This is a genomic window from Leifsonia sp. McL0607 (genome assembly GCF_049993355.1).
Taxonomy (GTDB): Bacteria; Actinomycetota; Actinomycetes; order Actinomycetales; family Microbacteriaceae; genus Leifsonia.
This window is the reverse complement of record NZ_CP188253.1, coordinates 2,595,558-2,616,984: the sequence shown is the minus strand read 5'-3', so window position 1 is coordinate 2,616,984 and position 21,427 is coordinate 2,595,558. Positions and strand designations below refer to the sequence as shown.

The 21,427-nt window shown below is 70.1% G+C and carries 18 protein-coding genes and 1 pseudogene; 15 read left to right on the top strand and 4 right to left on the bottom strand.

What is annotated here, in order from left to right:
• Nucleotides 1-193 precede the first annotated feature (193 nt).
• Nucleotides 194-1,139: pseudogene (locus tag ACPPVW_RS12615) on the bottom strand (GlxA family transcriptional regulator).
• Between the two features lie 221 nt (nucleotides 1,140-1,360).
• Here ACPPVW_RS12615 and ACPPVW_RS12610 point away from each other — a divergent pair.
• On the top strand, nucleotides 1,361-2,467 hold the full coding sequence (locus ACPPVW_RS12610) for a hypothetical protein (RefSeq protein ID WP_426623464.1): 1,107 nt from the start codon (nucleotides 1,361-1,363) through the stop codon (nucleotides 2,465-2,467).
• A gap of 22 nt (nucleotides 2,468-2,489) precedes the next feature.
• Here the strand turns inward: ACPPVW_RS12610 and ACPPVW_RS12605 are convergent, their stop codons facing one another.
• Complete coding sequence (locus tag ACPPVW_RS12605; RefSeq protein ID WP_426623463.1) at nucleotides 2,490-3,032, bottom strand: cysteine hydrolase family protein; 543 nt, start codon at nucleotides 3,030-3,032, stop codon at nucleotides 2,490-2,492.
• Here ACPPVW_RS12605 and ACPPVW_RS12600 point away from each other — a divergent pair, their 5' ends adjacent.
• The 3 genes from ACPPVW_RS12600 (at nucleotide 3,033) to ACPPVW_RS12590 (ending at nucleotide 5,423) form a co-directional block, all read left to right on the top strand.
• Nucleotides 3,033-3,524 (top strand): (deoxy)nucleoside triphosphate pyrophosphohydrolase, encoded by a 492-nt coding sequence (locus ACPPVW_RS12600; protein ID WP_426623462.1) that lies wholly within the window; start codon nucleotides 3,033-3,035, stop codon nucleotides 3,522-3,524.
• Nucleotides 3,521-4,549 (top strand): zinc-dependent alcohol dehydrogenase family protein, encoded by a 1,029-nt coding sequence (locus tag ACPPVW_RS12595; RefSeq protein WP_426623461.1) that lies wholly within the window; start codon nucleotides 3,521-3,523, stop codon nucleotides 4,547-4,549. The genes ACPPVW_RS12600 and ACPPVW_RS12595 overlap by 4 nt, the downstream gene beginning before the upstream one ends.
• A 268-nt stretch (nucleotides 4,550-4,817) precedes the next feature.
• Nucleotides 4,818-5,423 carry an HD domain-containing protein gene (locus ACPPVW_RS12590; protein ID WP_426623460.1) on the top strand — a complete coding sequence of 202 codons (606 nt, stop codon included), beginning with the start codon at nucleotides 4,818-4,820 and terminating at the stop codon, nucleotides 5,421-5,423.
• 117 nt (nucleotides 5,424-5,540) lie between these two features.
• On the opposite strand, the gene ACPPVW_RS12585 is transcribed toward ACPPVW_RS12590, so the two are convergent.
• Entirely contained in the window at nucleotides 5,541-8,081 is a 2,541-nt protein-coding gene (locus ACPPVW_RS12585; RefSeq protein WP_426623459.1) for a penicillin-binding protein, read from the bottom strand.
• 535 nt (nucleotides 8,082-8,616) lie between these two features.
• Between ACPPVW_RS12585 and ACPPVW_RS12580 the strand changes: the two genes are divergently transcribed.
• Nucleotides 8,617-9,594, top strand: coding sequence for a type I restriction endonuclease (locus tag ACPPVW_RS12580; protein ID WP_426623458.1), 978 nt, complete (start codon nucleotides 8,617-8,619; stop codon nucleotides 9,592-9,594).
• 116 nt (nucleotides 9,595-9,710) lie between these two features.
• Here the strand turns inward: ACPPVW_RS12580 and ACPPVW_RS12575 are convergent, their stop codons facing one another.
• Nucleotides 9,711-12,266, bottom strand: a complete 2,556-nt coding sequence (locus ACPPVW_RS12575) for an ATP-dependent Clp protease ATP-binding subunit (protein WP_426623457.1) — start codon at nucleotides 12,264-12,266, stop codon at nucleotides 9,711-9,713.
• 141 nt (nucleotides 12,267-12,407) lie between these two features.
• Between ACPPVW_RS12575 and ACPPVW_RS12570 the strand changes: the two genes are divergently transcribed.
• The 10 genes from ACPPVW_RS12570 (at nucleotide 12,408) to ACPPVW_RS12525 (ending at nucleotide 21,354) form a co-directional block, all read left to right on the top strand.
• Nucleotides 12,408-13,469, top strand: a complete 1,062-nt coding sequence (locus tag ACPPVW_RS12570; RefSeq protein ID WP_426623456.1) for an NAD(P)/FAD-dependent oxidoreductase — start codon at nucleotides 12,408-12,410, stop codon at nucleotides 13,467-13,469.
• A gap of 144 nt (nucleotides 13,470-13,613) precedes the next feature.
• Nucleotides 13,614-15,176, top strand: a complete 1,563-nt coding sequence (locus ACPPVW_RS12565) for a glycosyltransferase family 39 protein (RefSeq protein WP_426623455.1) — start codon at nucleotides 13,614-13,616, stop codon at nucleotides 15,174-15,176.
• Nucleotides 15,173-15,829, top strand: a complete 657-nt coding sequence (locus ACPPVW_RS12560) for a DedA family protein (protein WP_426623454.1) — start codon at nucleotides 15,173-15,175, stop codon at nucleotides 15,827-15,829. The genes ACPPVW_RS12565 and ACPPVW_RS12560 overlap by 4 nt, the downstream gene beginning before the upstream one ends.
• Before the next feature lie 109 nt (nucleotides 15,830-15,938).
• Nucleotides 15,939-16,847, top strand: coding sequence for a hypothetical protein (locus tag ACPPVW_RS12555; protein WP_426623453.1), 909 nt, complete (start codon nucleotides 15,939-15,941; stop codon nucleotides 16,845-16,847).
• Nucleotides 16,844-17,551: a histidine phosphatase family protein gene (locus ACPPVW_RS12550; RefSeq protein ID WP_426623452.1), complete on the top strand. Its 708-nt coding sequence runs from the start codon at nucleotides 16,844-16,846 to the stop codon at nucleotides 17,549-17,551. Before ACPPVW_RS12555 ends, ACPPVW_RS12550 begins: the two co-directional genes overlap by 4 nt.
• Entirely contained in the window at nucleotides 17,538-18,404 is an 867-nt protein-coding gene (locus ACPPVW_RS12545; protein ID WP_426623451.1) for an NAD(P)H-hydrate dehydratase, read from the top strand. The genes ACPPVW_RS12550 and ACPPVW_RS12545 overlap by 14 nt, the downstream gene beginning before the upstream one ends.
• A 56-nt stretch (nucleotides 18,405-18,460) precedes the next feature.
• The gene (locus tag ACPPVW_RS12540; RefSeq protein ID WP_426623450.1) at nucleotides 18,461-19,282 is read left to right on the top strand and encodes a CHAP domain-containing protein; all 822 of its coding nucleotides are present in this window, start codon (nucleotides 18,461-18,463) and stop codon (nucleotides 19,280-19,282) included.
• A 99-nt stretch (nucleotides 19,283-19,381) separates the two neighbouring features.
• Nucleotides 19,382-19,855, top strand: coding sequence for an SHOCT domain-containing protein (locus ACPPVW_RS12535; RefSeq protein WP_426623449.1), 474 nt, complete (start codon nucleotides 19,382-19,384; stop codon nucleotides 19,853-19,855).
• Nucleotides 19,856-19,877: 22 nt separating this feature from the next.
• A complete protein-coding gene (locus ACPPVW_RS12530; RefSeq protein WP_426623448.1) occupies nucleotides 19,878-20,147 on the top strand; it encodes a hypothetical protein in 270 nt (89 codons plus the stop codon).
• Complete coding sequence (locus tag ACPPVW_RS12525; RefSeq protein WP_426623447.1) at nucleotides 20,134-21,354, top strand: AI-2E family transporter; 1,221 nt, start codon at nucleotides 20,134-20,136, stop codon at nucleotides 21,352-21,354. The genes ACPPVW_RS12530 and ACPPVW_RS12525 overlap by 14 nt, the downstream gene beginning before the upstream one ends.
• Nucleotides 21,355-21,427 lie beyond the last annotated feature (73 nt).

Genomic DNA, 21,427 nt, shown 5'->3' with positions numbered 1-21,427 from the left:
TCGAAAGGATCGCGCCACCGCGGCGCGGTCGCATTCGCACGCTCGCTTCCACACTGGTTCGCGGCGAATGTCGCGCACGACGGCGCGAGTCGCGACATTCACGGCAAATGTCACGCGCGCTTCCACACTGGTTCGCGGCGAATGTCGCGCACGACGGCGCGAGTCGCGACATTCACGCCGAATGTCGCGTTGGTCAGGCACCTTCGCCGGCGAACGTGCGACGGTACTCGCTGGGGGTGGTGCCGAGGATCCGCTGGAAGTGCAGGCGCAGGTTCGCGGCGGTGCCGAGGCCCACGTCGGCCGCGATCTGCTCGACGCTGCGCTCGGAGCGCTCCAGCAGTTCCCGGGCGACGTCGATGCGAGCGCGCATCACCCACTGCATCGGCGTGTAACCGGTGTCCTCCACGAAGCGGCGCGAGAACGTGCGCGGAGACACGGCCGCACGCTGGGCGAGGACGTCCAGCGTGAGCGGCTCGCCCAGCCGGTGCAGCGCCCACTCGCGTACCGCGGCGAACCGCTCGCCCAGCGGCTCCGGGACACTGCGCGGCACGTACTGCGCCTGGCCTCCACTGCGGTACGGAGCGGCCACCAAGCGGCGTGCTGCGTGGTTGGCGGCGGCGATGCCGAGGTCGCCGCGCAGGACGTGCAGGCACAGGTCGATGCCGCTGGCCGCGCCGGCTGAAGTGAGCACGTCCCCCTCGTCGACGAAGAGCACGTTCTCGTCGACCCGGATCAGCGGATATCGCGTGGCGAGCGCGCGCGTGTAATGCCAGTGCGTCGTGGCACGCTTGCGGTCGAGGAGGCCGGTCGCCGCGAGAGCGAACGCGCCCGTGGAGATCGCCGCGAGCCGGGCGCCGCGGGTGTGCGCGGCCAGCAGCGCCTTCACCACAGCGGCCGGAGGGTCGTCGCGGTCGGGATGCCGGTAGCCGGGCAGGAACACGATGTCGGCCCACTCCAGCGCCTCGAGCCCGTGCGCGACGTGATACGACAGCCCGTCGCCTCCCGTGATCAGCCCCGGCGCGGCACCGCACACGCGCACCTCGTACGGCATGCTCGCGCGCGTTGTGAAGACCTGGGCGGGGATGCCGACGTCGAGGGGCTTTCGCGCCCTCGAGCACGAGGACGGCGACACGATGCAGGCGGTCGGGCACGGGATCAGGCTAGCGCCGCGGCGGCGACGCCGATCACCGCTGCCTGGCACACGCCTCTCACGCCGTGTGACCGTGGGTGATCGCGAAGGAGGACGGGGGCGAATCCGTGCAGGCCCGCCACGGCCGTGACGCGCCTACTCTGGGTCCTGTCAAACGCCGACGCCCGACGCCGACGCCCGAACGATCGGAGCGGAACCATGGGATGGAGAATGAAGAACCTCACGACTGCGACCTCCGGAGCGCCGCTCGCCGTCTACCAGCCGACGGCCTGGCTGTTCGCGCAGTTCACGCGGCACGTCGTGGTCCAGGGTTACGCCCCCACCACCGGGGGCGACGACCAGCTGTACGAGCTGTACTGCAGCGAGAGCGACGACTGGAACGTGAAGAACCTCGTGGCGGAGGCCGACGGCTCACCCGTCGGCACCAACGCCAACGGCTACATCTGGGCGCACCAGGGATCGCAGCACGTCGTGTACCAGGGGCCGCGGCTCGACGGCCGCGTTCACGAACTCTGGTACACGGAGGACGACGGCTGGAACGCCAACGACCTCACCTCCGCCGGGCACGCGCCGCTCACCCTCTCGCAGCCGTTCGGGTACGAGACCTACTACGACGGCTCGCAGCGCGTGGTCTACCACGCGCAAGGCGGCGGAACCGTCCACGAGCTGCGCAACGCCGGCAACGGCTGGCATGACGCCGACCTGACCACTCCGATCGGTGCCCCGCCCTGCGCCGCCGACGCCGCTCCCACCGGGTACTCGTTCGAGGACCAGAAGACGGCGCACGTGCTCTACCGCACCGACACCGGACACATCATCGAACTGTGGGAGGACGGCTCGGGATGGCACTGGGGCAACCTGACGACGATCACCGGCGCACCGATCTCCAGCGATGCCGAGACGGTGACCGGTTACGTCTTCCGTGGCCAGGGCACCCAGCACATCGACTACGTCGGCGGCGACGGCCACCTCCACGAGCTCTGGTGGGCGGCCGACGGCTGGCACCACAACGACCTCACCAACGCCGCCCACGGCGCCACCCCCTATTCGACCTCCAGCCCGGTGGGCTATGCGTTCGAGGCAGGGCTCTTCCAGCCCGTCGCGACCCAGCACGTGATCTTCACCGGGCACGACGAGTTGGTCCACGAGCTCTGGTGGAGCGAAGGGGTGTGGCACACCAACGACATCGGCCCCCTCGTCGGCGCACCTCCGATCGTCGGCGACCCCGTGGCGTTCGTGGAGGTCGACGAGGGGACGCAGAACGTGTTCTACCTCAGCGACGCGCACCAGATCATCGAGCTGCGGTGGACGCCGTGATCGCGGGTTGGAGGATCCTCCGCTAGAGCTCCACGTCCGCCGCGGCTGCGACCGCGAACTCCTGGCCGGGATAGCGCAGACCGGAGAAGTACCGGTTGGTGTGCGCGACGATCTGCTCGGCGGTGAGCGTCACGCCCTCCCACTCGGCGTCGGTGGTCGTGTGGGCGTCGCCGACCAGCACGACATCGTAGCCGCGAACGGCCGCGCTCTGCGTCGTCGTGCGGATGCAGTAGTCGCTCGGGGCGCCCGCGACGACCAGGCGGGTGGCGTCGAACGGCTCCAGCACCTCGTCGAGGTCGGTGCCGGCGAACGCGTCCCGGTACTCCTTGCGGACCAGCGGCTCGCCCCGCGCGGGAACGAGGCCGTCGGCGAGCTGCCACGGCGCGCTCTCCCACAGGAGGTCCTCCTCTTCGTGCTGCACCCACACCACCGGGGTGCCGGCGGCGCGAGCGCGGTCGACGAGAGCAGCCGTCCGTTCCACGACGCCGGCGGCGTCGGCGCAGCCGTGGAGCACCCCCTTCTGCAGGTCGATCACGAGCAGGACAATCGGGTTCGTGTCGGTCACGTGACCATCCTGGCACCGGCGGAAGGGCAGGATGGAACCGTGCCATCGCCCGCCCTCCCCATCGTGGTCGTCGCCGCCGTTCTCGTGCACGGCGACGCCGTGCTCGCCTGCCGCCGGGCGCCGCACAAGGACGCTGCAGGGCGCTGGGAGTTCCCGGGAGGCAAAGTGGAGGCCGGCGAGGCGCCCCGAGACGCGCTGGCCCGGGAGCTGCGCGAAGCGCTCGGCGTCGATGTGCTGGTCGGGGCGTTGCTCGATCGGACGGTGACCGAGGGCGTCGACCTCGCCTGCTACGCGGCGACGCTCGCCGGGCCGCCGCCGACGGCCTCCACCGATCACGATGCTCTGGAGTGGCGGCAGCCGGGCGCGCTCGCTGCGCTCGACTGGGCGCCGGCGGACCGGCCGGTGGTGGCGGTGCTCGCGGCGCTGCCGTGGGAGGAGCTCGTGGCGGCCGCGCGGGGTGCTGGGAGATCGATCGATGAGGAGACACGATGAAGGCGCTGTACTACGAGACGTTCTCGGGGCCGGTCTCCGTGGCCGACGTGCCGGTGCCCGAGGTGCCCGACGGCGGAGCGCTTGTCCGCGTCGGCGCCTCCGGGCTGTGCCGCAGCGACTGGCACGCGTGGGCGGGGCACGATGACAGCGTGCACCTCCCCCACGTGCCCGGCCACGAGTTCGCCGGAGTCGTGGAGGCCGTCGGCGCCGGCGCCGAGCGCTGGCGACCGGGCGACCGCGTGACCGCGCCGTTCGTGAACGGCTGCGGCCGCTGCGAGTGGTGCCGCAGCGGCCAGGCGCAGGTGTGCCCCGACCAGACGCAGCCCGGGTTCACCCACTGGGGCTCTCACGCGGAGTTCGTCGCCGTGCGCGCCGCCGACCTCAACCTCGTGGCGCTGCCCGAGGGCCTCCCCGACTCCGCCGCCGCGGCGCTCGGCTGCCGGTTCGCCACCGCGTACCGGGCGCTGACGGCCCGCGCCGGCCTCCGGCCCGGCGAGTGGGTCGCGGTCTACGGCGCGGGCGGTGTGGGCCTCAGCGCCATCGCGATAGCGCGCGCTCTCGGCGCCCGGCCGATCGCGGTGGACCGCTCCCCCGCGGCCCTCGAAGCCGCGGCCCGGATCGGCGCCGAGCACACCCTCACGGCCGGGCCGGACGTCGCGGAGGCCGTCGGGGAGCTGACGTCGGGCGGCGCGCACGTCGCCGTCGACGCCGTCGGCTCGGCCGAGACCGCGGTGGCGGGTGTGCGATCGCTGCGTCGGCGGGGGCGCCACGTGCAGGTCGGACTCCTCGCCGGCGGCCTGCCGGTGCTGCCGCTCGACCGGGTGATCGCGTGGGAACTCGACCTTCTCGGCAGCCACGGGATGGCCGCGGCCGACTACCCGGGGATGCTCGCGCTCGTCGCCTCCGGAGACCTCCGCCCCGACGAGCTCGTCGGCCGTACCGTCGGTCTGGCGGAGGCGGCGCGCCTCCTCCCTGTGACCGCTCCCTCCACCGGCATAACCGTTCTCGACCCGACCCTCCCGTAGGGGTCGACAACTCCGGAGACCGGCCGCGCGACACGCGTGTCGTGCCCGCAACTCCGGAGACCGCGGCCACCGTGGGCCGGGACTCCGGAGGAACGAACGCCGCCGAGGGGCCGCCTCCTGTGACGACAACTCCGGAGACCGGCCGCCAGGCGGCCGCGGTGTCCGGAGTAACCGGTCCTGCGCCGGCGTGTCGGGCTAGGCCTCCGGAGTTGCCAACCGGATCGGGCCGGGATTCGACGGGGCGGATTGTGCGGGGCAGGATGGTGCCATGCGCCTCGCCGACATCGCCGTTCCCGACACCGACGCCGCCCGGGCCGCGTTGGAGCTGGCCGCCGAGTACCACACCCCCTCCCTCCTCAACCACGTGCTGCGGTCGTGGCTGTGGGCGGAGGGCTTCGCCACCGTCGAGGGCCTGCACGGCATCGACCGTGAACTGCTGTACGTCTCGGCCGTTCTGCACGACATCGGCATCGTGCCCGCGTTCGACAACCACACCCTCGCCTACGAGGACGCTGGCGGTCACGTCGCGAAGGCGCTCACCACGGGCGCCGGCTGGCAGCCCGAGCGGAGGACCCGCGCGCACGAGGTGATCGTCCGCCACAACTGGCCGGAGGTCGACCCCGCGGCCGACCCGGAGGGCCACCTGCTGGAGGTCGCGACCGCGCTCGACATCTCCGGCGTGCGTCCGGACGCCCTGCCCCGGGAGTTCCTGCGCGAAGTCGTCGGGGCCTACCCTCGACTCGCGCTCGCGGCCGAGTTCACGGCGTGCGTCACCGACCAGGCCGCGCGCAAGCCCACGACCGCCGCGCACCGCATCGTGGAGCGCGGCGTCGCCGCGAAGCTGCAGCGCAACCCGCTGGAGTCGCTCGGCTGACGGGCCCGTATCCTCGACGGTGACCATCCCGCTTGCCGCCGCCCGGCTGCCGGCCGCACGGCTGCCAGCGGCACACGGGCGCGCCCGCGCAGCGGCGCACGCCACAGCGGCGACCACCTAGCCGCCAGTGCCTCCGCCCCCAGTGCCTCCGCCGCCAACGCCTCCGCCGACGGTGCCGCCGCCCTTGCCGTTCCCGGTCCCGGTCCCGTTGCCGTTCGTCGGTCCCGGGGTCGGTGTGCCGGTCGACGGCCCCTGGGTCGGCTGACCGGAGCTGACCTGGACGGTCACGCTCGAGCCCCCGTCGACCGTCGAGCCGGCGGACGGGTCGGTCCCGGCGACGGTGCCCGCCGGCTGGTCGCTCGCGATCGGGGTCGGGTCGACGGTGACGGAGAGTCCGAGCGCCTGCAGCAGCTGCGTGGCCTGGTCGGTGGTCTTGCCCGATACGTCCGGAACCGTCACCCGGCTGCCGTACAGCACGGAGTTGTCCGCCTTCGGGAAGGAGTCGCCTCCGTAGACCTGGTCGAGCGCCTTCAGGATCGGCTTGGCGATCGAGAACTTGACGTTTCCGCCGCCGATCCTGTTGAACTCGAGACTGCGCAGCGGAGTCTGGCCCGACACGTTGCCTACCCAGGTCGCCTGCGCGACCTTTGTGGTGGAGGTGATCATCCAGTTCTGCAGCGAATCGTCGGTCGTGCCGGTCTTGCCCATGATCGGGGTGCCGTCGTACGGGTTGGCGCTGGCCGCGGTGCCGCCCCCGCGCATGACGCCCTGCAGCGCGTACGTGATCCCGGACGCGATGTTCTTGGGAAGACCTTGCGTGCAGGTCGACGGGCTCACCTTGTGCGGGGTCCCGTCGGCGTTGACGACCTTGTCGATCGCGATCGGCGTGCAGACTGTGCCGCCATTGGCGATGCCGGCGTACGCCGTCGCCATCGTGAGCGGCGCGACGTTGTTCGTGCCGAGGATCATCGACGGGTAGGAGTTGAGCTGGGCGCCGGTCTTGGCGGGGTGGACGCCGAGGTTCTCCGCCGCCTTGAGGATGGAGCACAGATCGGTCTTGGTGGCCATCATGGCGAACGCGGTGTTGACGGACTCCGCGGTCGCCGACATGACCGACAGCCGGCCCGCGGACCCTTCGTCATTGGACACCGGCCACGGCGGCCCGGAGACCGTGCCGCAACTGCTCGAGAAGTCCGACATCGGGAAGGTGTGCCGGGAGGCGTCGACGGTCTCGTAGAGGCTGTGGCCGCCCTCCAGCCAGCCCGCGAGGTCGAACGCCTTGAACGTCGAGCCGGTCTGGAAGCCCTCCGAGCCTCCGTAGGCCTGGTCGGTGTTGTAGTTCACGGCGGTCGTGCCGTCCTGGGGCTGGTCGGTGTTGTTGAACGCGCGATTCTCGACCATGGTCACGATGCGGCCGGTGCCGACCTCCACCGACACGTTGGACGCGCCGATGTCGATGTCGGGGCGGGAGGCCGGGATGTACTTCGACAGGGACTGCTGAGCCACGGCCTGGAGGTCGAGGTTGAGCGTGGTGTAGATCTTGAGGCCGCCGCGGTTGAGGGTCGTCCAGCGGTCAGCGGTGGTCTTGCCGTAGGCCGGGTCGTTGAGGATGACGTCGCGCACGTAGTCGCAGAAGAACGCCGCGTCGACGTTCGCCGCCGTGGCGCACCCGGAGGTGGCGGGCGTGATCGTCGGCTGAATCGGCGTCTTCTTGGCGGCATCCCGGTCGGCGGCGGTGATCTTGTGATTGACGTACATGCGGTCGAGCACGTAGTCGCGACGCGCCTTCGTGAGCGCGTAGCCGTCGGCCGCTCCGTTGTCCTTGTTGGTCGGCTGGTCGATGCGGAGGTTCGACGGGTTGTTGACGATGGCCACCAGCGTCGCCGCCTGCGGCAGGGTGAGCTGGGCCGCCGTGGTGTTGAAGTAGTACTCGGACGCCGCCTCGATGCCGTAGACCTGGCCGCCGAAGCCGACGACGTTCAGGTAGCCGAGCAGGATGTCCTGCTTGCTGTACTTCTTCTCCAGACCGACCGCGTAGCGCATCTCCTGCACCTTGCGTTGGAGGGTGACGCCGGCCGCGTCGGTGTAGCAGGCCTGCACCTTCTTCTGGTCGGTGAGCGCCTCGCACTTCTCGACCTCGACGTTCTTAACATATTGCTGGGTGATCGACGAGCCGCCCTGCACGTCACCGCCGACGACGGTCGAGAGCGCTCCGCGCACCGTGCCGAAGAGGTCGACGGCGCCCTCGCTGTAGAACCGCGGGTCCTCGGCGGAGGTGGTCGCGTCCTTCACGACCTGGGCGACGGCACCCCAGCCGACGTCCTTGCGGTTCTGCGCGTAGAACTGGGCGATCGGCACAGACGTGCCGCCCTTGGTGGCGTACACCGTGGAGTTCTGCGCGAACTGCTGGATGTTCAGGTCGGCCGGGAGCTTGTTGAAGTCGCTGATGCCCGCAGCAGCCGCGACGCCGGCTCCCAGGAAACCCGGAAGAAAGAACAGCGCCGCCAGCACGGCTGCCACGACGGCGAGCCCGACGAACTGGACGATCGCCCTATTACGGGTGCGCGGAGTGCGCAGCTCGAAGCGCTTCAACGGCTCGAGACGCTCGTCGATCGCCTGGAAGCGTGGGGAATTCTGGAGTCTGTCCGGGATGGGCACGTGTCCACGCTTCCAGGGTCTGCTGTGCGGGCGGTTGGGTTTCGGACTGTACCCCTATGTGGATTTTCAGGAACCGTGCTGGACCGGTGCTGCCCCACGCGGCGAGCTGGGTACGCGGGGTGAAGCCGAGCTTCATGAGGCGGTTGGCGACATGTTCCTCGGCTGTGCGCTCGGAGACGACGAGGCGCTTCCCCGATCTCTGTGTCGGTCAGCCCCTTCCCGACGAGTGCGGTGACTTCAATTGGCCTCCAGCGGGCATATGAGTTTATGAGAATCTCCGAGTTGCTCGGAAAGTGGTGCCCCGACTGGGGGCTGACAGTCGCCTGCAACTCGTACGTAGACTTCCTGAGCGACGCGCGAGGAAGTATTGTGCGATACCCGGCGCCCTTGGAAGCATTTAATATGTTTCTAGGTAACTCGAGGAGGAGCAGATGGATTTTGCCGAGGCAATCGCGGCGCTCGCGCAAAAGGTGCACAACCAGCGGGACGCGATTCACACAGAGGAAGCGACTAAAAACGCCTTCGTGATGCCGCTGTGCTGGGATATGACGTTTTCAATCCCCTCGAGGTCGTCCCCGAGTTCATCGCGGATGTAGGCATCAAGAAGGGCGAGAAGATCGACTACGCGATCATGCGGGACGGCGAAGTCCAGATGCTGATCGAGTGCAAGAAATCGAACGAATTCCTGACGATCGAGAACGCCTCGCAGTTGTTCCGCTATTTCGCCGTCACGAATGCGCGGGTCGCCGTCCTGACAAATGGCGAGGCCTACCAGTTCTACACTGACCTCGACGCGCCAAACCGGATGGACGAGAAACCATTCCTCGTCCTCGACTTGCACGACATCGATGAGACGCTGATCCCTGAATTGCGCAAGCTCACCAAGGACGCGTTCGATCTCGAATCGATCATCAGTGCGGCTGGCGAGCTGAAGTACATCGGTCAAATCAAGCGCGCTCTCGCCAGTCAGTTTCGCGAGCCCGATGACGAGTGGAATCGCTTCTTCATTGCGCGCGTGTACGACGGCCCGATTACCCAACGAATCCGGGAGATGTTCGCTCCTCTCGTGATCAAGGCCACGAAACAGTTTCTCAACGACCAAGTGAATGAGCGGCTCAAGACCGCGCTCGGAAGCTCGAACTATGCGTCCAGCGAAGCCGGGACCGAGGAGGCGATCGCGAGTCAAGGACCTGCTGCTGACAACCTCACTGGCGACTCCGAAATCGAGACCACGCTTGAGGAGCTCGAGGGGTATCACATCGTCAAGGCAATTGCGTGCAGCGAAGTCAAGCCCGAGAGAGTGTCGCAGCGAGACTCCAAGTCCTACTTCGCGATTCTGCTCGATGACAACAACCGCAAGCCGCTCGCTCGGCTCCACTTCAACGGGAAGGCCAAGAAGTATCTCGGCTTATTCGACGGGGACAAGAACGAGACACGCCATGAGATCTCGTCACTCGACGAGATCTACAGTTTCGCCGACGAGATCCGGACCGCCGTGCGACGGTACGCCTGACAGCTAACCGACGCACACCCGATCACATTCGGCTCACAGGCGATACTGAGGGGTCACAACCCGCCCCACCGGCTCGGCGGTTCGGCAGTTGCGACCCCTTGGGTGTCAACCCACAGTCACGCCGCGTTCGCGAGCGCCGCGCGCGAGCGCACGGTCAGGGCGCCGTCGGCGGCGTCGACGACGACGCTGCCGCCGTCGGCGACCTCGCCGGCCACCAGCAGCTCGGCGATGCGGTCATCGACCTCGCGCTGGATGACGCGGCGGAGCGGGCGGGCGCCGTACTCCGGCTCGTAGCCGGCGTCGGCGATCCACTGCACCGCGGCGTCGGTCACCTCGAAACCGATGCTCCGGTGGGCGAGGCGGGCGGCCGTCGCCTGCAGCAGCAGGCGGACGATGTCGCGCAGTTGCTCGGCGTCCAGCTTGCGGAACAGCACGATCTCGTCGATGCGGTTCAGGAACTCCGGGCGCATGGCCTCCCGGAGCTTGCCCATCACGCGGTCGCGGAGGCCCGTGTCGGACGCGAACCCGTCGGAGCCCATCGGCACGAAGCCGAGCGCTCCGCTGCGGGACGCCAGGAACTCCGACCCGAGGTTGGAGGTCATGATGACGACCGTGTTGCGGAAGTCGACCGTGCGACCCTGGCCGTCGGTGAGGCGGCCGTCGTCGAGCACCTGCAGCAGCAGGTTGAACACATCCGGGTGCGCCTTCTCGATCTCGTCGAACAGGATCACGGAGTACGGGTTGCGGCGCACGCGCTCGGTCAACTGGCCGGGATCGTCGTAGCCGACGTACCCGGGAGGGGCGCCGACCAGACGGGCGACCGTGTGGCGCTCGTCGAACTCACTCATGTCGAACCGGATCATCGCCTTGTCGTCGCCGAACAGCGAGGTGGCCAGTGCCTTGGCCAGCTCGGTCTTCCCGACACCGGTCGGGCCCAGGAACAGGAACGATCCGACGGGCCGGCGCTCGTCGCCGAGGCCGGTGCGGTTGCGGCGCACCGCCTTCGCGACGGCCGTCACCGCGTCGTCCTGACCGATCACGCGCTCGTGCAGCTCCGACTCGAGTGCGGCGAGGCGCTCGCGGTCGGCATCACCGATGCGCGACACCGGGATGCCGGTCGCGCGGGAGATGATCGCGGCGATCTCCGCCTCGTCGACCACCGCAGCGGCGGCGGCTGCGGCGTGCCGGGCCGAACCGAGCTCGTCGATCGAGCGCTGCACCGCCTCCATCTCGTCGCGGAGGCGGGAGGCCTCCTCGTAGCGCTCGTTCGTGACGGCGGAGTTCTTCTCGGACTCCAGGGTCGCCAGCTTCTGCATCAGCTCCGACGCGTCGACGCGCTTGCCCAGCGACAGGCGCAACCGGGCGCCCGCCTGGTCGATCAGGTCGATCGCCTTGTCGGGCAGGAAGCGGCCGGAGATGTAGCGGTTCGACAGCTCGACGGCCGCGCGGATCGCCTCCGGCGTGTAGTTGACGCCGTGGTGCTCCTCGTAGGCGGCGCGCAGGCCGTCCAGGATGAGCACCGCCTCCTCCACGCTCGGCTCGCCGACCGTCACCGGCTGGAAGCGGCGCTCCAGCGCAGGGTCCTTCTCGATGCGGCGGTACTCCTTCAGAGTGGTGGCTCCCACCAGGTGGAGGTCGCCACGCGCCAGCCGGGGCTTGAGGATGTTCCCCGCGTCCATTCCGCCGGACTCGCCGGACCCTCCGGCGCCGACCACGGTGTGCAGCTCGTCGACGAACACGATCAGCTCGTCCGTGCCTGCGCTGATCTCGTCCAGGAGCGTGGTGAGCCGCTCTTCGAAGTCGCCGCGATATCGGGTGCCCGCCACCATGCCCGGGAGGTCGAGTGCGACGACCCTCTTGCCGCGCAGCTGCTCCGGCACGTCTCCGGCGACGATCGCGCGGGCCAGGCCCTCCACGATCGCGGTCTTGCCGACGCCGGCCTCGCCGACCAGCACGGGGTTGTTCTTCGTCCGGCGGGAGAGGATTTCGACGGTCTGCTCGATCTCGTCGAGTCGGCCGATGACGGGGTCCAGCCCGCCGTCCCGCGCGAGCGCGGTGAGGTCGGTGCCGAACTGATCGAGCATCGGGGTCGTGGAGTCGCTCGCGGCCTTCTGGGCGGCGGTCTCGCCGCCGGCGCCGACCGTGGCGGCCTGGCGCATGGCGTTGGTGAGCGAGTCGGGGGTCACGCCCGCGGACTGCAGGACCTGCCCGGCGGGCGCGTCCTGACCGATCACGAGCGCGAAGAAGAGGTGCTCGGGGTCGATGTACGTCGAGCCGGAGGCGCGAGCGACCTGGTAGGCGTGGAACAGTGCGCGCTGGGCGGACGCCGTGATCGAGGCGCCGTCGGCCTCGATGGGCTCGCCGGAGGTCGGGAGCCGCTGCTCGGCGGCAGCGGCGACCGCGTTCGGGTCGACGCCGATGCGGCGCATGACGTCGGACGCCGGCTCCTGCCCCGCCATCACGCGAAGGACGTGCAGGGAGTCGAGCTCGCGGTGGCCGTGCTCGAGGGCGTAACGGCCCGCCTCGGCGAGGAGTTCCTGCGTGCGGCGGCTGAGGAAGCGGCTGATGTCGATGGAGCGCGCGGCTCGGGCGCGCTCGCCCGCGAGGTAGCGCGAGAGGAACTCGTCGAACGAGTTCTCGCTGCCGCCATCGGGGGTGAAATTCTCGGGCACCTGATCTCCTGTTCTCAAAGTTGAGCTATGTGGACTCAACTTCAACGTAGGGACGGGCCCGGTATTCCCGGCAGTCGGATCCGGATTCAGCGTCTCTTCGGTCGGCGGCGCAGCTTCCCTCACGGGTGTACCGTCGCCTCCATGAAGAAGCCCCGGGTCGTCGTCGTCGGCGACGGCGTCGCCGGTGCCGCGACGGCGTTCGCGCTGGCGCGCCGCGGCGCGACCGTCACGATCGTCGACGCCGGTTTGGTCGGCCGTGCGACCGACGCGGGAGCGGGGATCGTGCAGCCGTGGAGCACATCGTCCGGCGGCGAGTTCTACGAGCTCTACTCGGCGGGAGCGGACTTCTACCCCGAGCTGATCGAGCGGCTAGCGGAGGCCGGCGTGCACGCGATTGGCTACCGCCGCTCGGGCGCGCTCGTCGTCAACAGGGACGCAGCGGTGATCGACGAGGTCGAGCAGCGCGTACGCGAGCGCGCCGCGGCCTCCCGAACGGCCGGCGAGGTGCGCCGCGTCGACCCTGTCGTCGCCCGGGAACTGTTCCCGCCGCTGGCCGACGGCCTGCACGGCCTCCACATCGCCGGCGGCGCACGCGTCGACGGCCGAGCGTTGCGCACCGGGCTGCTCGACGCGGCGGCGGCACACGGGGCGACCCGCGTGGAGGCGAGGGCCGAGCTGACGGACGAGGGCAGCATCACCGCGGACGGCACCGCGCTGCCCGCCGACGCGATCGTCGTCGCCGCTGGGGCCTGGACCGACCGCGTCCTCCGCCCGCTCGGGGTTCGCGTGCGCGTGGAGCCGCAACGCGGCCAGCTCGTGCACCTGCGCGTGGACGCCGACACGCGCTCCTGGCCGTCGGTGCATCCGGTCGCGGCCCACTATCTGGTCGCATTCGACGCCGGGCGCATCGTGGCGGGGGCCACGAGGGAGACCGGCTCAGGATTCGACGCGCGGGTCACCGCCGGGGGCGAACGACAGGTGCTGGACGACGCGCTCTCGATCGCGCCGGGGCTGGCCGGGGCGAGCGTGGTCGAGTCCCGGGTGGGGCTGCGCCCGCTCCCGGAGGGCGACCTCCCGACCGTCGGCCCCGTGGACGGACGACCGGGGATGTACGTGAACGCCGGGTTCGGAGCGGGCGGACTGACAATGGGACCGCTGGTGGGCGATCTGCTGGCGGAACGCGTCCTGGCCGAGAGCGGCTGAGCCCTCGCCGAGCGGTGCTGAGCCGTTGCCGAGCGGTGCGACGGTCGTGCGGCACCGAGAGTCCATCGCGCGTTCATCGTCGTCTTGGATGTTTCTGGGGATCGCTGGGCTTGACTGACGCCAGGACGCTGATTGGAGAGGACGGTGCGGACCCTGGCTGTCACGATGCTGCGTCCGGCTCCCGCCGAGGGGACCGTCCGCGTCACCCGCCCCGCCGCACTCGCGGTGTTGTTCGGCGTGCTCGCCACAGCGCTCGCGGCCGCAGGCTCGTGGATCCCGTCGCTCTGGGGCGACGAGGCCGCCAGCATCATGTCGGCCGAGCGTCCGTTGCCGACCCTGTTCCGGATGCTCGGACATGTCGACGCCGTGCACGGCACGTACTACCTCGGCCTCCATTTCTGGGGCGCCGTCTTCGGGTTCTCCCCCTTCTCGGTGCGGCTGCCCAGCGCGATCGCCGTCGGACTCGCCACTGCGGCCGTCGTCCTGCTGGCTGCACGCCTGCGCGACACCCGAACCGCCGTTCTCGCCGGCGCGCTGTGCGCGATCCTCCCCCGCGTCACGTACATGGGTGAGGAGGCACGGTCGTTCGCGTTCTCCGCGGCCATCGTCGCGTGGGCGACGGTGCTGCTCGTCTTCGCACTCGACCGGGAGCGTCCCCGCGCCGCGTGGTGGATCGCGTACGGCGCGCTTCTGGCCGTGGGCACCCACGTCTTCCTCTATACGGCACTGTTCATCGTCGTGCACGGTGTCGTCGTCGCCGCCTCGCGCACGCCTCGCCGCGTTATCGCCGGGTGGGCGATCGCGGTCGGAGGCGCCGTGGTCGCCGCTGCGCCGCTCATCGCCGTAGCAGTGAACGAGCACCACCAGATCGCCTACCTCGGCTCGACCCCGCAGCTGGCGCCGCAGACGCTCATCAGCGGGCTCTGGTTCGGCGGAATGTGGCCGCTCGCGCTCGCCGCCTGGGCGCTCGTCGTGCTGGCCGTGGCGGTCGAAGCCCGGCGGCGCGTCCTCGTGGCGCAGGCGGCGGGCGGCGGTCTGTTCTTCCGGTCCGGCACCCGGTTGCCGTCGCTCGTGCCGCTCGCGTTGCTCTGGCTGCTGCTGCCGGCGGGCCTCCTGATCGCCGCGCAAGCGGTCGTCCCCGACTTCACCGCGCGCTACGTGTCGTTCTGTGCACCGGCCGCCGCGCTCCTGATGGCGTGCGGCGTCGACGATCTGCTGCGCTGGCGGCGCTGGGCCGGCGTCGTGACCGGCCTCCTCGTCGTTGCGCTGACCGTGCCCGTGTACCTGGGGCAGCGCACGCCGTACGCCAAGAACGACAGCGACTGGGCGGAGGTCTCCGCCGCGGTCGGCGCGAACGCCCGCCCCGGCGACGCGGTGGTGTTCGACGAGAGCGCCCGCCCGTCGCGACGTCCGCGGCTCGCCCTGCACACATATCCGGCGGGGTTCCGCAACACCGCGGACGTGACGCTGGCTCTCCCGTTCACGGAGAACACCGGCTGGCGCGACAGCGCCTACACGGTTCGCCAGGCGGCGGCGAAAGGTCGATTCGGCGGAGTCGACCGGGTCTGGCTGATCGAGTACGCGGCCTCCCCCACGACGGCGGACTCCTACGGCATCGCCGGCCTCGCCACCCTCGGTTTCCGCGCGACGGGCCTTCGCATCGCGACCCACCGCGCGGTCGTCGCACTCTACGTAAGGACCAGATGATCCCCTCCATCATGCATACCGGCCTCCTCGAACCGCAGGGCCTGATCCAGGCCGCAGGGCCGTGGGCGCTGCTCGGCGTCTGCGCGATCGTCTTCGCCGAGACCGGCCTCCTGCTCGGCTTCTTCCTGCCCGGCGACACCCTGCTGTTCTTCGCCGGGGTGCTCACGCTGACCGGGCGGATCCCGCAGCCGCTCTGGCTCGTGATCGTCGCCGTGGCGATCGCCGCGATCGTCGGAGGCGAGGTCGGCTACCTGATCGGCCGCAAGACGGGTCCCGCTGTGTTCGACCGGCGGGAGTCGGGGCTGTTCAGCCGGGCGAGCGTCGCGCGAACGCAGAGCTTCTTCGACCGGTGGGGGTCCGGAGCCGTGGTCGTGGCGCGATTCGTGCCGGTGGTGCGGACGTTCGCGCCGGTCGCCGCGGGCGTGGGCCGGATGCGGTGGGGCGTCTTCAGCGCCTTCAACGTGATCGGCGCATCGGTGTGGGCGATCGCCGTCGTGCTGATCGGGTACGGCCTCGGCCACATTCCCGGCGTGGCGGACTTCGTGTCGACGTACCTCGACCTCGTGCTCGTCGCGATCGTGGTGCTGTCGGTCGGCCCTGTGCTCGTCCGTGTGATCGCACTGCGCCGACGTCGCGCACGCGTGGACTCCTGAGCATCGTCGACTCCTGAGCACGTCGGCTCCCGACCTTCGCGCGCCTCCCGTGGGGCATGGCCGTCGGTCTCGACCGCGACGAAGCGCATCGCGGAGTACCGTGTGCCGCGTGGATGTCATCGATTGGCTTCTGAAGGGCGACCCGGCGATCCGTTGGCAGGTGCGGCGCGACCTGCTCCGGGAGCCCGGTGACGTCGTCGCCGCCGAGCGTGCGAACGTCGAGACCGAGGGCTGGGGCGCCGAGCTGCTCGACCTCCAGCGGGAGGACGGCACCTGGGGCGACGGCGTGTGGACGCAGCGTGACCGGCTCGGCGTCGACGACGCGATGCTGCTGCTCGCCCTGCTCGGCGCTCCCGCGGAGGGCGAACGCACCCGCATCGCGGTCGACCGGGTGGTGCGGCAGGTCGACTGGGGCGAGGAGTGGCGGAACCATCCCTTCTTCGACGGCGAGGTGGAGCCGTGCATCAACGGGCGCGTGCTCGTCGCCGGCGCACGCTTCGGTCATCCGAGCGAGCTCATCGTCGAACGGCTGATGAACGAGCAGCAGACCGACGGAGGCTGGAACTGCTACGCGCAGACCCGCGACGATCCCGGCTCGTTCCACAGCGCGATCTGCGCGCTGGAGGGGCTGGTCGCCTACCGCGACGCGGGAGGCCCGACCGACGTGAGCGCCACGATCGACCGCGGCCACGAATACCTGCTGTCGCGAGGACTGATGCGTCGCCTGAACGACCACAGCATCATCAAGGCCAGCTGGCTCGAGTTCAGCTTCCCGTACTACTGGGCGTTCGACCTGCTGCGCGGCCTGGACCACCTGCGGGCGGCCGGGGTGCCGGTCGACGCGCGGGCGACGGAGGCCGTGGACGTCGTCGAGTCGCGGCGGCAGCCGGACGGGCGGTGGTTGCTGGACCACCAGCACTCGGGGCGCGCCCTACTCGACCTGGAGGTCGTCGGCGAGCCGAGCAGATGGAACACACTGCGGGCGTTGCGCGTGCTGGAGTGGGCGGGGCGCTCGTGACCGGTCGGCTCCTGCTCATCCGGCACGGCGAGAGCACGGCGAACGTCGCAGCGGCTGCGGCCGAAGCCGGAGGCGCCGAGGCGATTGCGGTGGAGGCGCGCGACGCCGATGTGCCGCTCTCGGGGCTCGGCGAACGCCAGGCCGCCACTCTCGCTCAGGCGTTGCGCGATCACGCCGTGTCTGACGCTCACGTCTTCAGCTCCCCCTACCGCCGCGCGGTGCAGACCGCACAGGCCGCCGACGCCGAGAAGCCGGTACTCGTTCTCGACGAGCGGTTGCGCGACCGGGAACTCGGCATCATCGACGCGCTGACCGTGCTCGGCGTGGAGCGCCGGCTGCCGCTGGAGGCGGAGCGGCGGCGCTGGCTCGGCAAGTTCTATTACCGGCCTCCGGGAGGCGAGTCGTGGGCCGATGTCGCCTTGCGGGTCCGGTCGTTCCTCCGCGACCTCCCGGCCGGCGAGGGCACAGCGGTGATCTTCACGCACGACGCGGTGGTGAGCGTCTTCCTGTTCGTGCTGCTCGGGATGACGGAGGACGAATTGCACGAGTTCCTCCGCACCCGCCCTGTGACGAACGCGTCGGTAACCGTTCTCGCCCGCAGCGACGACGGTTGGCGAGTGGACGCATTCGCGGACGCCTCGCACCTCACCGAGGTCGGCCTCCCAGCGACCGAGCACCCCGGGAACGCGCGTGCCGACGTCTGAACGCATCACGCCCGGTTTCCTCCGCGCCTGGCCGCTGCCGGATCCCGGCGGGTCGAAGTACTCCCGCGGCCAGGTGCTGGTGGTGGGAGGGTCACGGCGATCCCCCGGTGCCGCCCTCCTGTCCGGTCGGGCTGCCCTGCGCGTCGGGGCCGGACGGCTGACCCTGGCGATCGGCGAGAGCGTGGGCGTCGCCACGGCGGTCGCCCTGCCAGAATGCGGCGTGGTGCTCCTTCCGGAGTCGCGCGACGGCAGCGTGCGCGGCTTCGGCCTCCGCGCGGCCTCGCCCGACCTGGCTCGAGCCGACGCGGTGCTTGCCGGACCGGGCTTGGACGACGCAGGCGAGACGGCGAAGATGCTCCGTTACCTCGGGCGCGTCACCGCCCGGGCGGCGACCCTGGTGCTGGACGCCTACGCTCTGGGCGCGCTGGCCGGCAGGCCGGGACTCGCCGGAGGCGGCCGCCGCATCCTCACACCCAACACCGACGAGGCGGAGCGCCTGCTGGGCAGGCGCGCAGGAGACCTCGACACGGACGTGCTGGCGATCGCGCGCCGCTACAGGGCCGTGGTCAGCTGTTTCGGCCGCATCGCCTCCCCTGACGGCCGTCTGCTCACCATCGATGACCAGGTTCCCGGCCTCGGCACCTCGGGCAGCGGGGATGTGCTGTCCGGCGCGATCGCCGGCCTCGCGGCACGTGGCTGCGAACCGCTGCAGGCCGCGGCCTGGGGAACGTACCTGCACGTTGCCGCGGGCATGTCGCTGTCGAAGGCCGTAGCACCGGTCGGGTTCCTGGCGTCGGAGATCGTGGAGCGACTGGCGTATGAAGTGGTGGAGGTGGGGCGCGCGGAACGTTAACGAAACCGTGCGGTGGCGTCTAGTCCGGTATGGATCAGGAACCGGGTTCCCAGCCGATGCCCTCGCGGCGCGCGGTGCTGGCCGGCGCTGCCGCTGTGATCGCGTTCGGCGGGGCGTTCCTCTCGTCGCCCGCGTTCGCGTCCGGCATGCCCAGCCTCGGCCAGGTGATCTCGGCCGCGCAGAGCACCAAGGGCTGCACCCTCGCCCAGTGCAAGCAGATCCTCGGTGTCGACGGGATCTGGGCGGAGTACGCGAACGAATGGTGCGCGTGGTTCGTGACCTGGCTGTTGCGCGACAACGGGATAGCCTTCTCCCCTGCCGACTTCACGGTCTCCACCCTGCGCAGCCGGTTTCCAGCGGACCGACTCGGTTCGACGCCCCTGCCGGGAGCGCTCATCTTCTATCCGGGCCACGTCGGCCTGGTGACCGACGTCGTCGGCGGGTACCCGAAGACCATCGAAGGCAACACGGGCTACTACCGCGGCGCCACCGACTGGGCCAACTCGACGGTCAACACGTTCACCGGCGGCTCCGCGCAGATCCTCGGCTACGCCTACCCGGAATACGACGGCTACGACTCGCTCACGGGCGCCGGCACGATCGGCGCCTCCATAGAAGGGAACACATTCATGGCATTGACCGACGCAGAACAGGCCGAACTCCTCGCGGGAGTGCGCGCACTGATCGGTTTCGTCTACGCCGGCGGACCCGCGGTCTCGGGAACGCCGGGTCGCGACTTCGCCCCGGACAGTCTGATGGGGCGCGTCAACAGCCTCGAAGAGTCGGTGTTCTCCGGAGGCCCCTCGATGCCCGACAACCAGAAGTCGATCGGCACGTCGCTCGCGGAGATCCAGGCCGCCGTCAACCGCAAGCACTAGCGCGAGGCCCGGAAGAGTCCTCTAGACGCGCATCCTCCTGCCGCGTTACTCTCAGCCCACATCCAGGCTCGAACGAGCCCGGCAGGAGAGGTGACGACAATGGATTTCTGGAATAACTTCTGGAACATCATCTGGCTGTTCTTCTGGAGCTTCGCCTTCATCGCGTACCTGTTCGCGCTGTTCGCGATCATCGGCGACCTGTTCCGCGACCGCAAGCTCAACGGCTGGTGGAAGGCTGTCTGGATCATCTTCCTCATCTTCGTGCCGTTCCTCACCGCGCTGGTCTACCTGATCGCCCGCGGGCCGGGGATGGCGGAGCGCAGCCAGAAGGAGGCGCGCCAGGTGCAGCAGAGCACCGACGCGTACATCCGGCAGGTCGCCACCAGCAGCCCGGCGGACGAGATCGCGAAGGCGAAGGCCCTTCTCGACGCCGGAACCATCACCCCGGAGGAGTTCGCCCACCTGAAGAGCGTCGCCCTCGGCCACCAGGCCGCTGCCGGAGCGCACGCGGCACCTGCAGCGCCCGCCGCGCCGTCGGCTCCGACTCCGCCGCCGGCAGCGCCCACGGCGTGAACCCCCGGGCTCGGTGACCGACGTGACCGACCCGACCGCAGCGGCGCCAGAGTCCACGAGGGCTCCGGCGCCGCCGCACGCCCGCCTCCGGCCGTTCGCCGGCCTGACGGCCTCCCTCAGCGCCCACGGAGCGCACCTCGCGCTCAGCCGCGTGCGCCCGGGCGTCCGGGCGTCCGCGAGCGCCTCCAGCACCTCGAGCTGCTCGACGGGGCGCGTTTTCTTCGACACCGACCGGGAGGCCATCATGGCGCTCCAGACAGACCTGACAGGCTCCGACGATGGCCGCCGTTAGCGGGGTGTGGCCGTTCCGACGCCGCACCCGCGCACCGGAGGCATCGCCGCCGTCCGGCCCCGAGACCGATCAGGAAGCCGCCAACGCGAACGGCCGGTCTGCCCGCATCCTGCTCGCCCTCGCCGGCGGGGTGGTCATCGCGATCGGGATGCACGCGATCGCCGGCATCCTCGCGCCCACACTGCTGGCCCTCGTGCTGGTCATCTGCGCCCAGCCCGTGCGCGTCTGGCTGGAACGGCACGGCACGCCGTCGGGGGTCGCGACCGGTGCCGTCGCGCTGACGACGTTCGCGCTGCTCGCCGGCTTCGTCGCCCTCCTGATCATCGCGATGGCCCAGTTCGTCGGGATGCTCCCCCAGTACAAGGAGCAGTTCCAGCAGATCGGCCAGCAGTTCGCCACCTGGCTGACGAGCATCGGCATCAGCCCGCAAGACCTGAAGATCGTCACGCAAGGCTTCGACCCGACCAAGCTGCTGGACGTGTTCACCGGGGTGCTCGGCGGCGCATTGGGCATCATCGCCTTCGGCGTGATCGTGCTGACCATGCTCATCCTGATGCCCGCCGACGCCGCCTACACCCCGACCCTCCTGCGCCAGCTGAAGCCGACCAAGCCGAACCTCGTCTACGCGATGACCGGCTTCGCGCACAGCGTGCGCCGCTATATGGTCGTGACCACCCTCCTCGGCATCGTGCAGGGCGTGATCAACGGCATCGCGCTTTGGTTACTGGGCGTGCCCGCCGCGCTGCTCTGGGCGATCCTGTCGTTCCTGTGCAGCTTCATCCCCAACGTCGGCTACTTCCTCGCGATCGTGCCTCCCCTGGTGTTCGGCTACCTCATCGGCGGCTGGGGCACCGTGATCGCGATCATCGTGATCTATGGGCTCGTCAACGCGGTCGTCCAGTCGGTCGTGCAGCCGAAGGTCGTGGGCAACGCGGTGGCGCTCAGCCAGACGCTCACCTTTTTCTCGGTGCTGCTCTGGGCGGTCGTCCTCGGTGCGATCGGGGCCATCCTCGCCATCCCGCTGACGCTGCTCTTCCGCGCGATCCTGGTCGACTCCGATCCGCGCGCCCGCATCTGGCGCGGCGTCATCGGCGACTTGCGCGAGACGAAGGATCTGATGAAGGAGGAGTCCGCGGAGGCGAAAGCCGAGCGCAAGTCCGCGAAGCTCGCGAAGCAGAGCCCTGCCGGCCAGCAGAAGAAGGAGTAGCCGGGGAGCACGATGGGACGGCCCTCCGCACATTCACCGCGAATGTTGTCTCTGACGCCGCCAATCGCTGCAT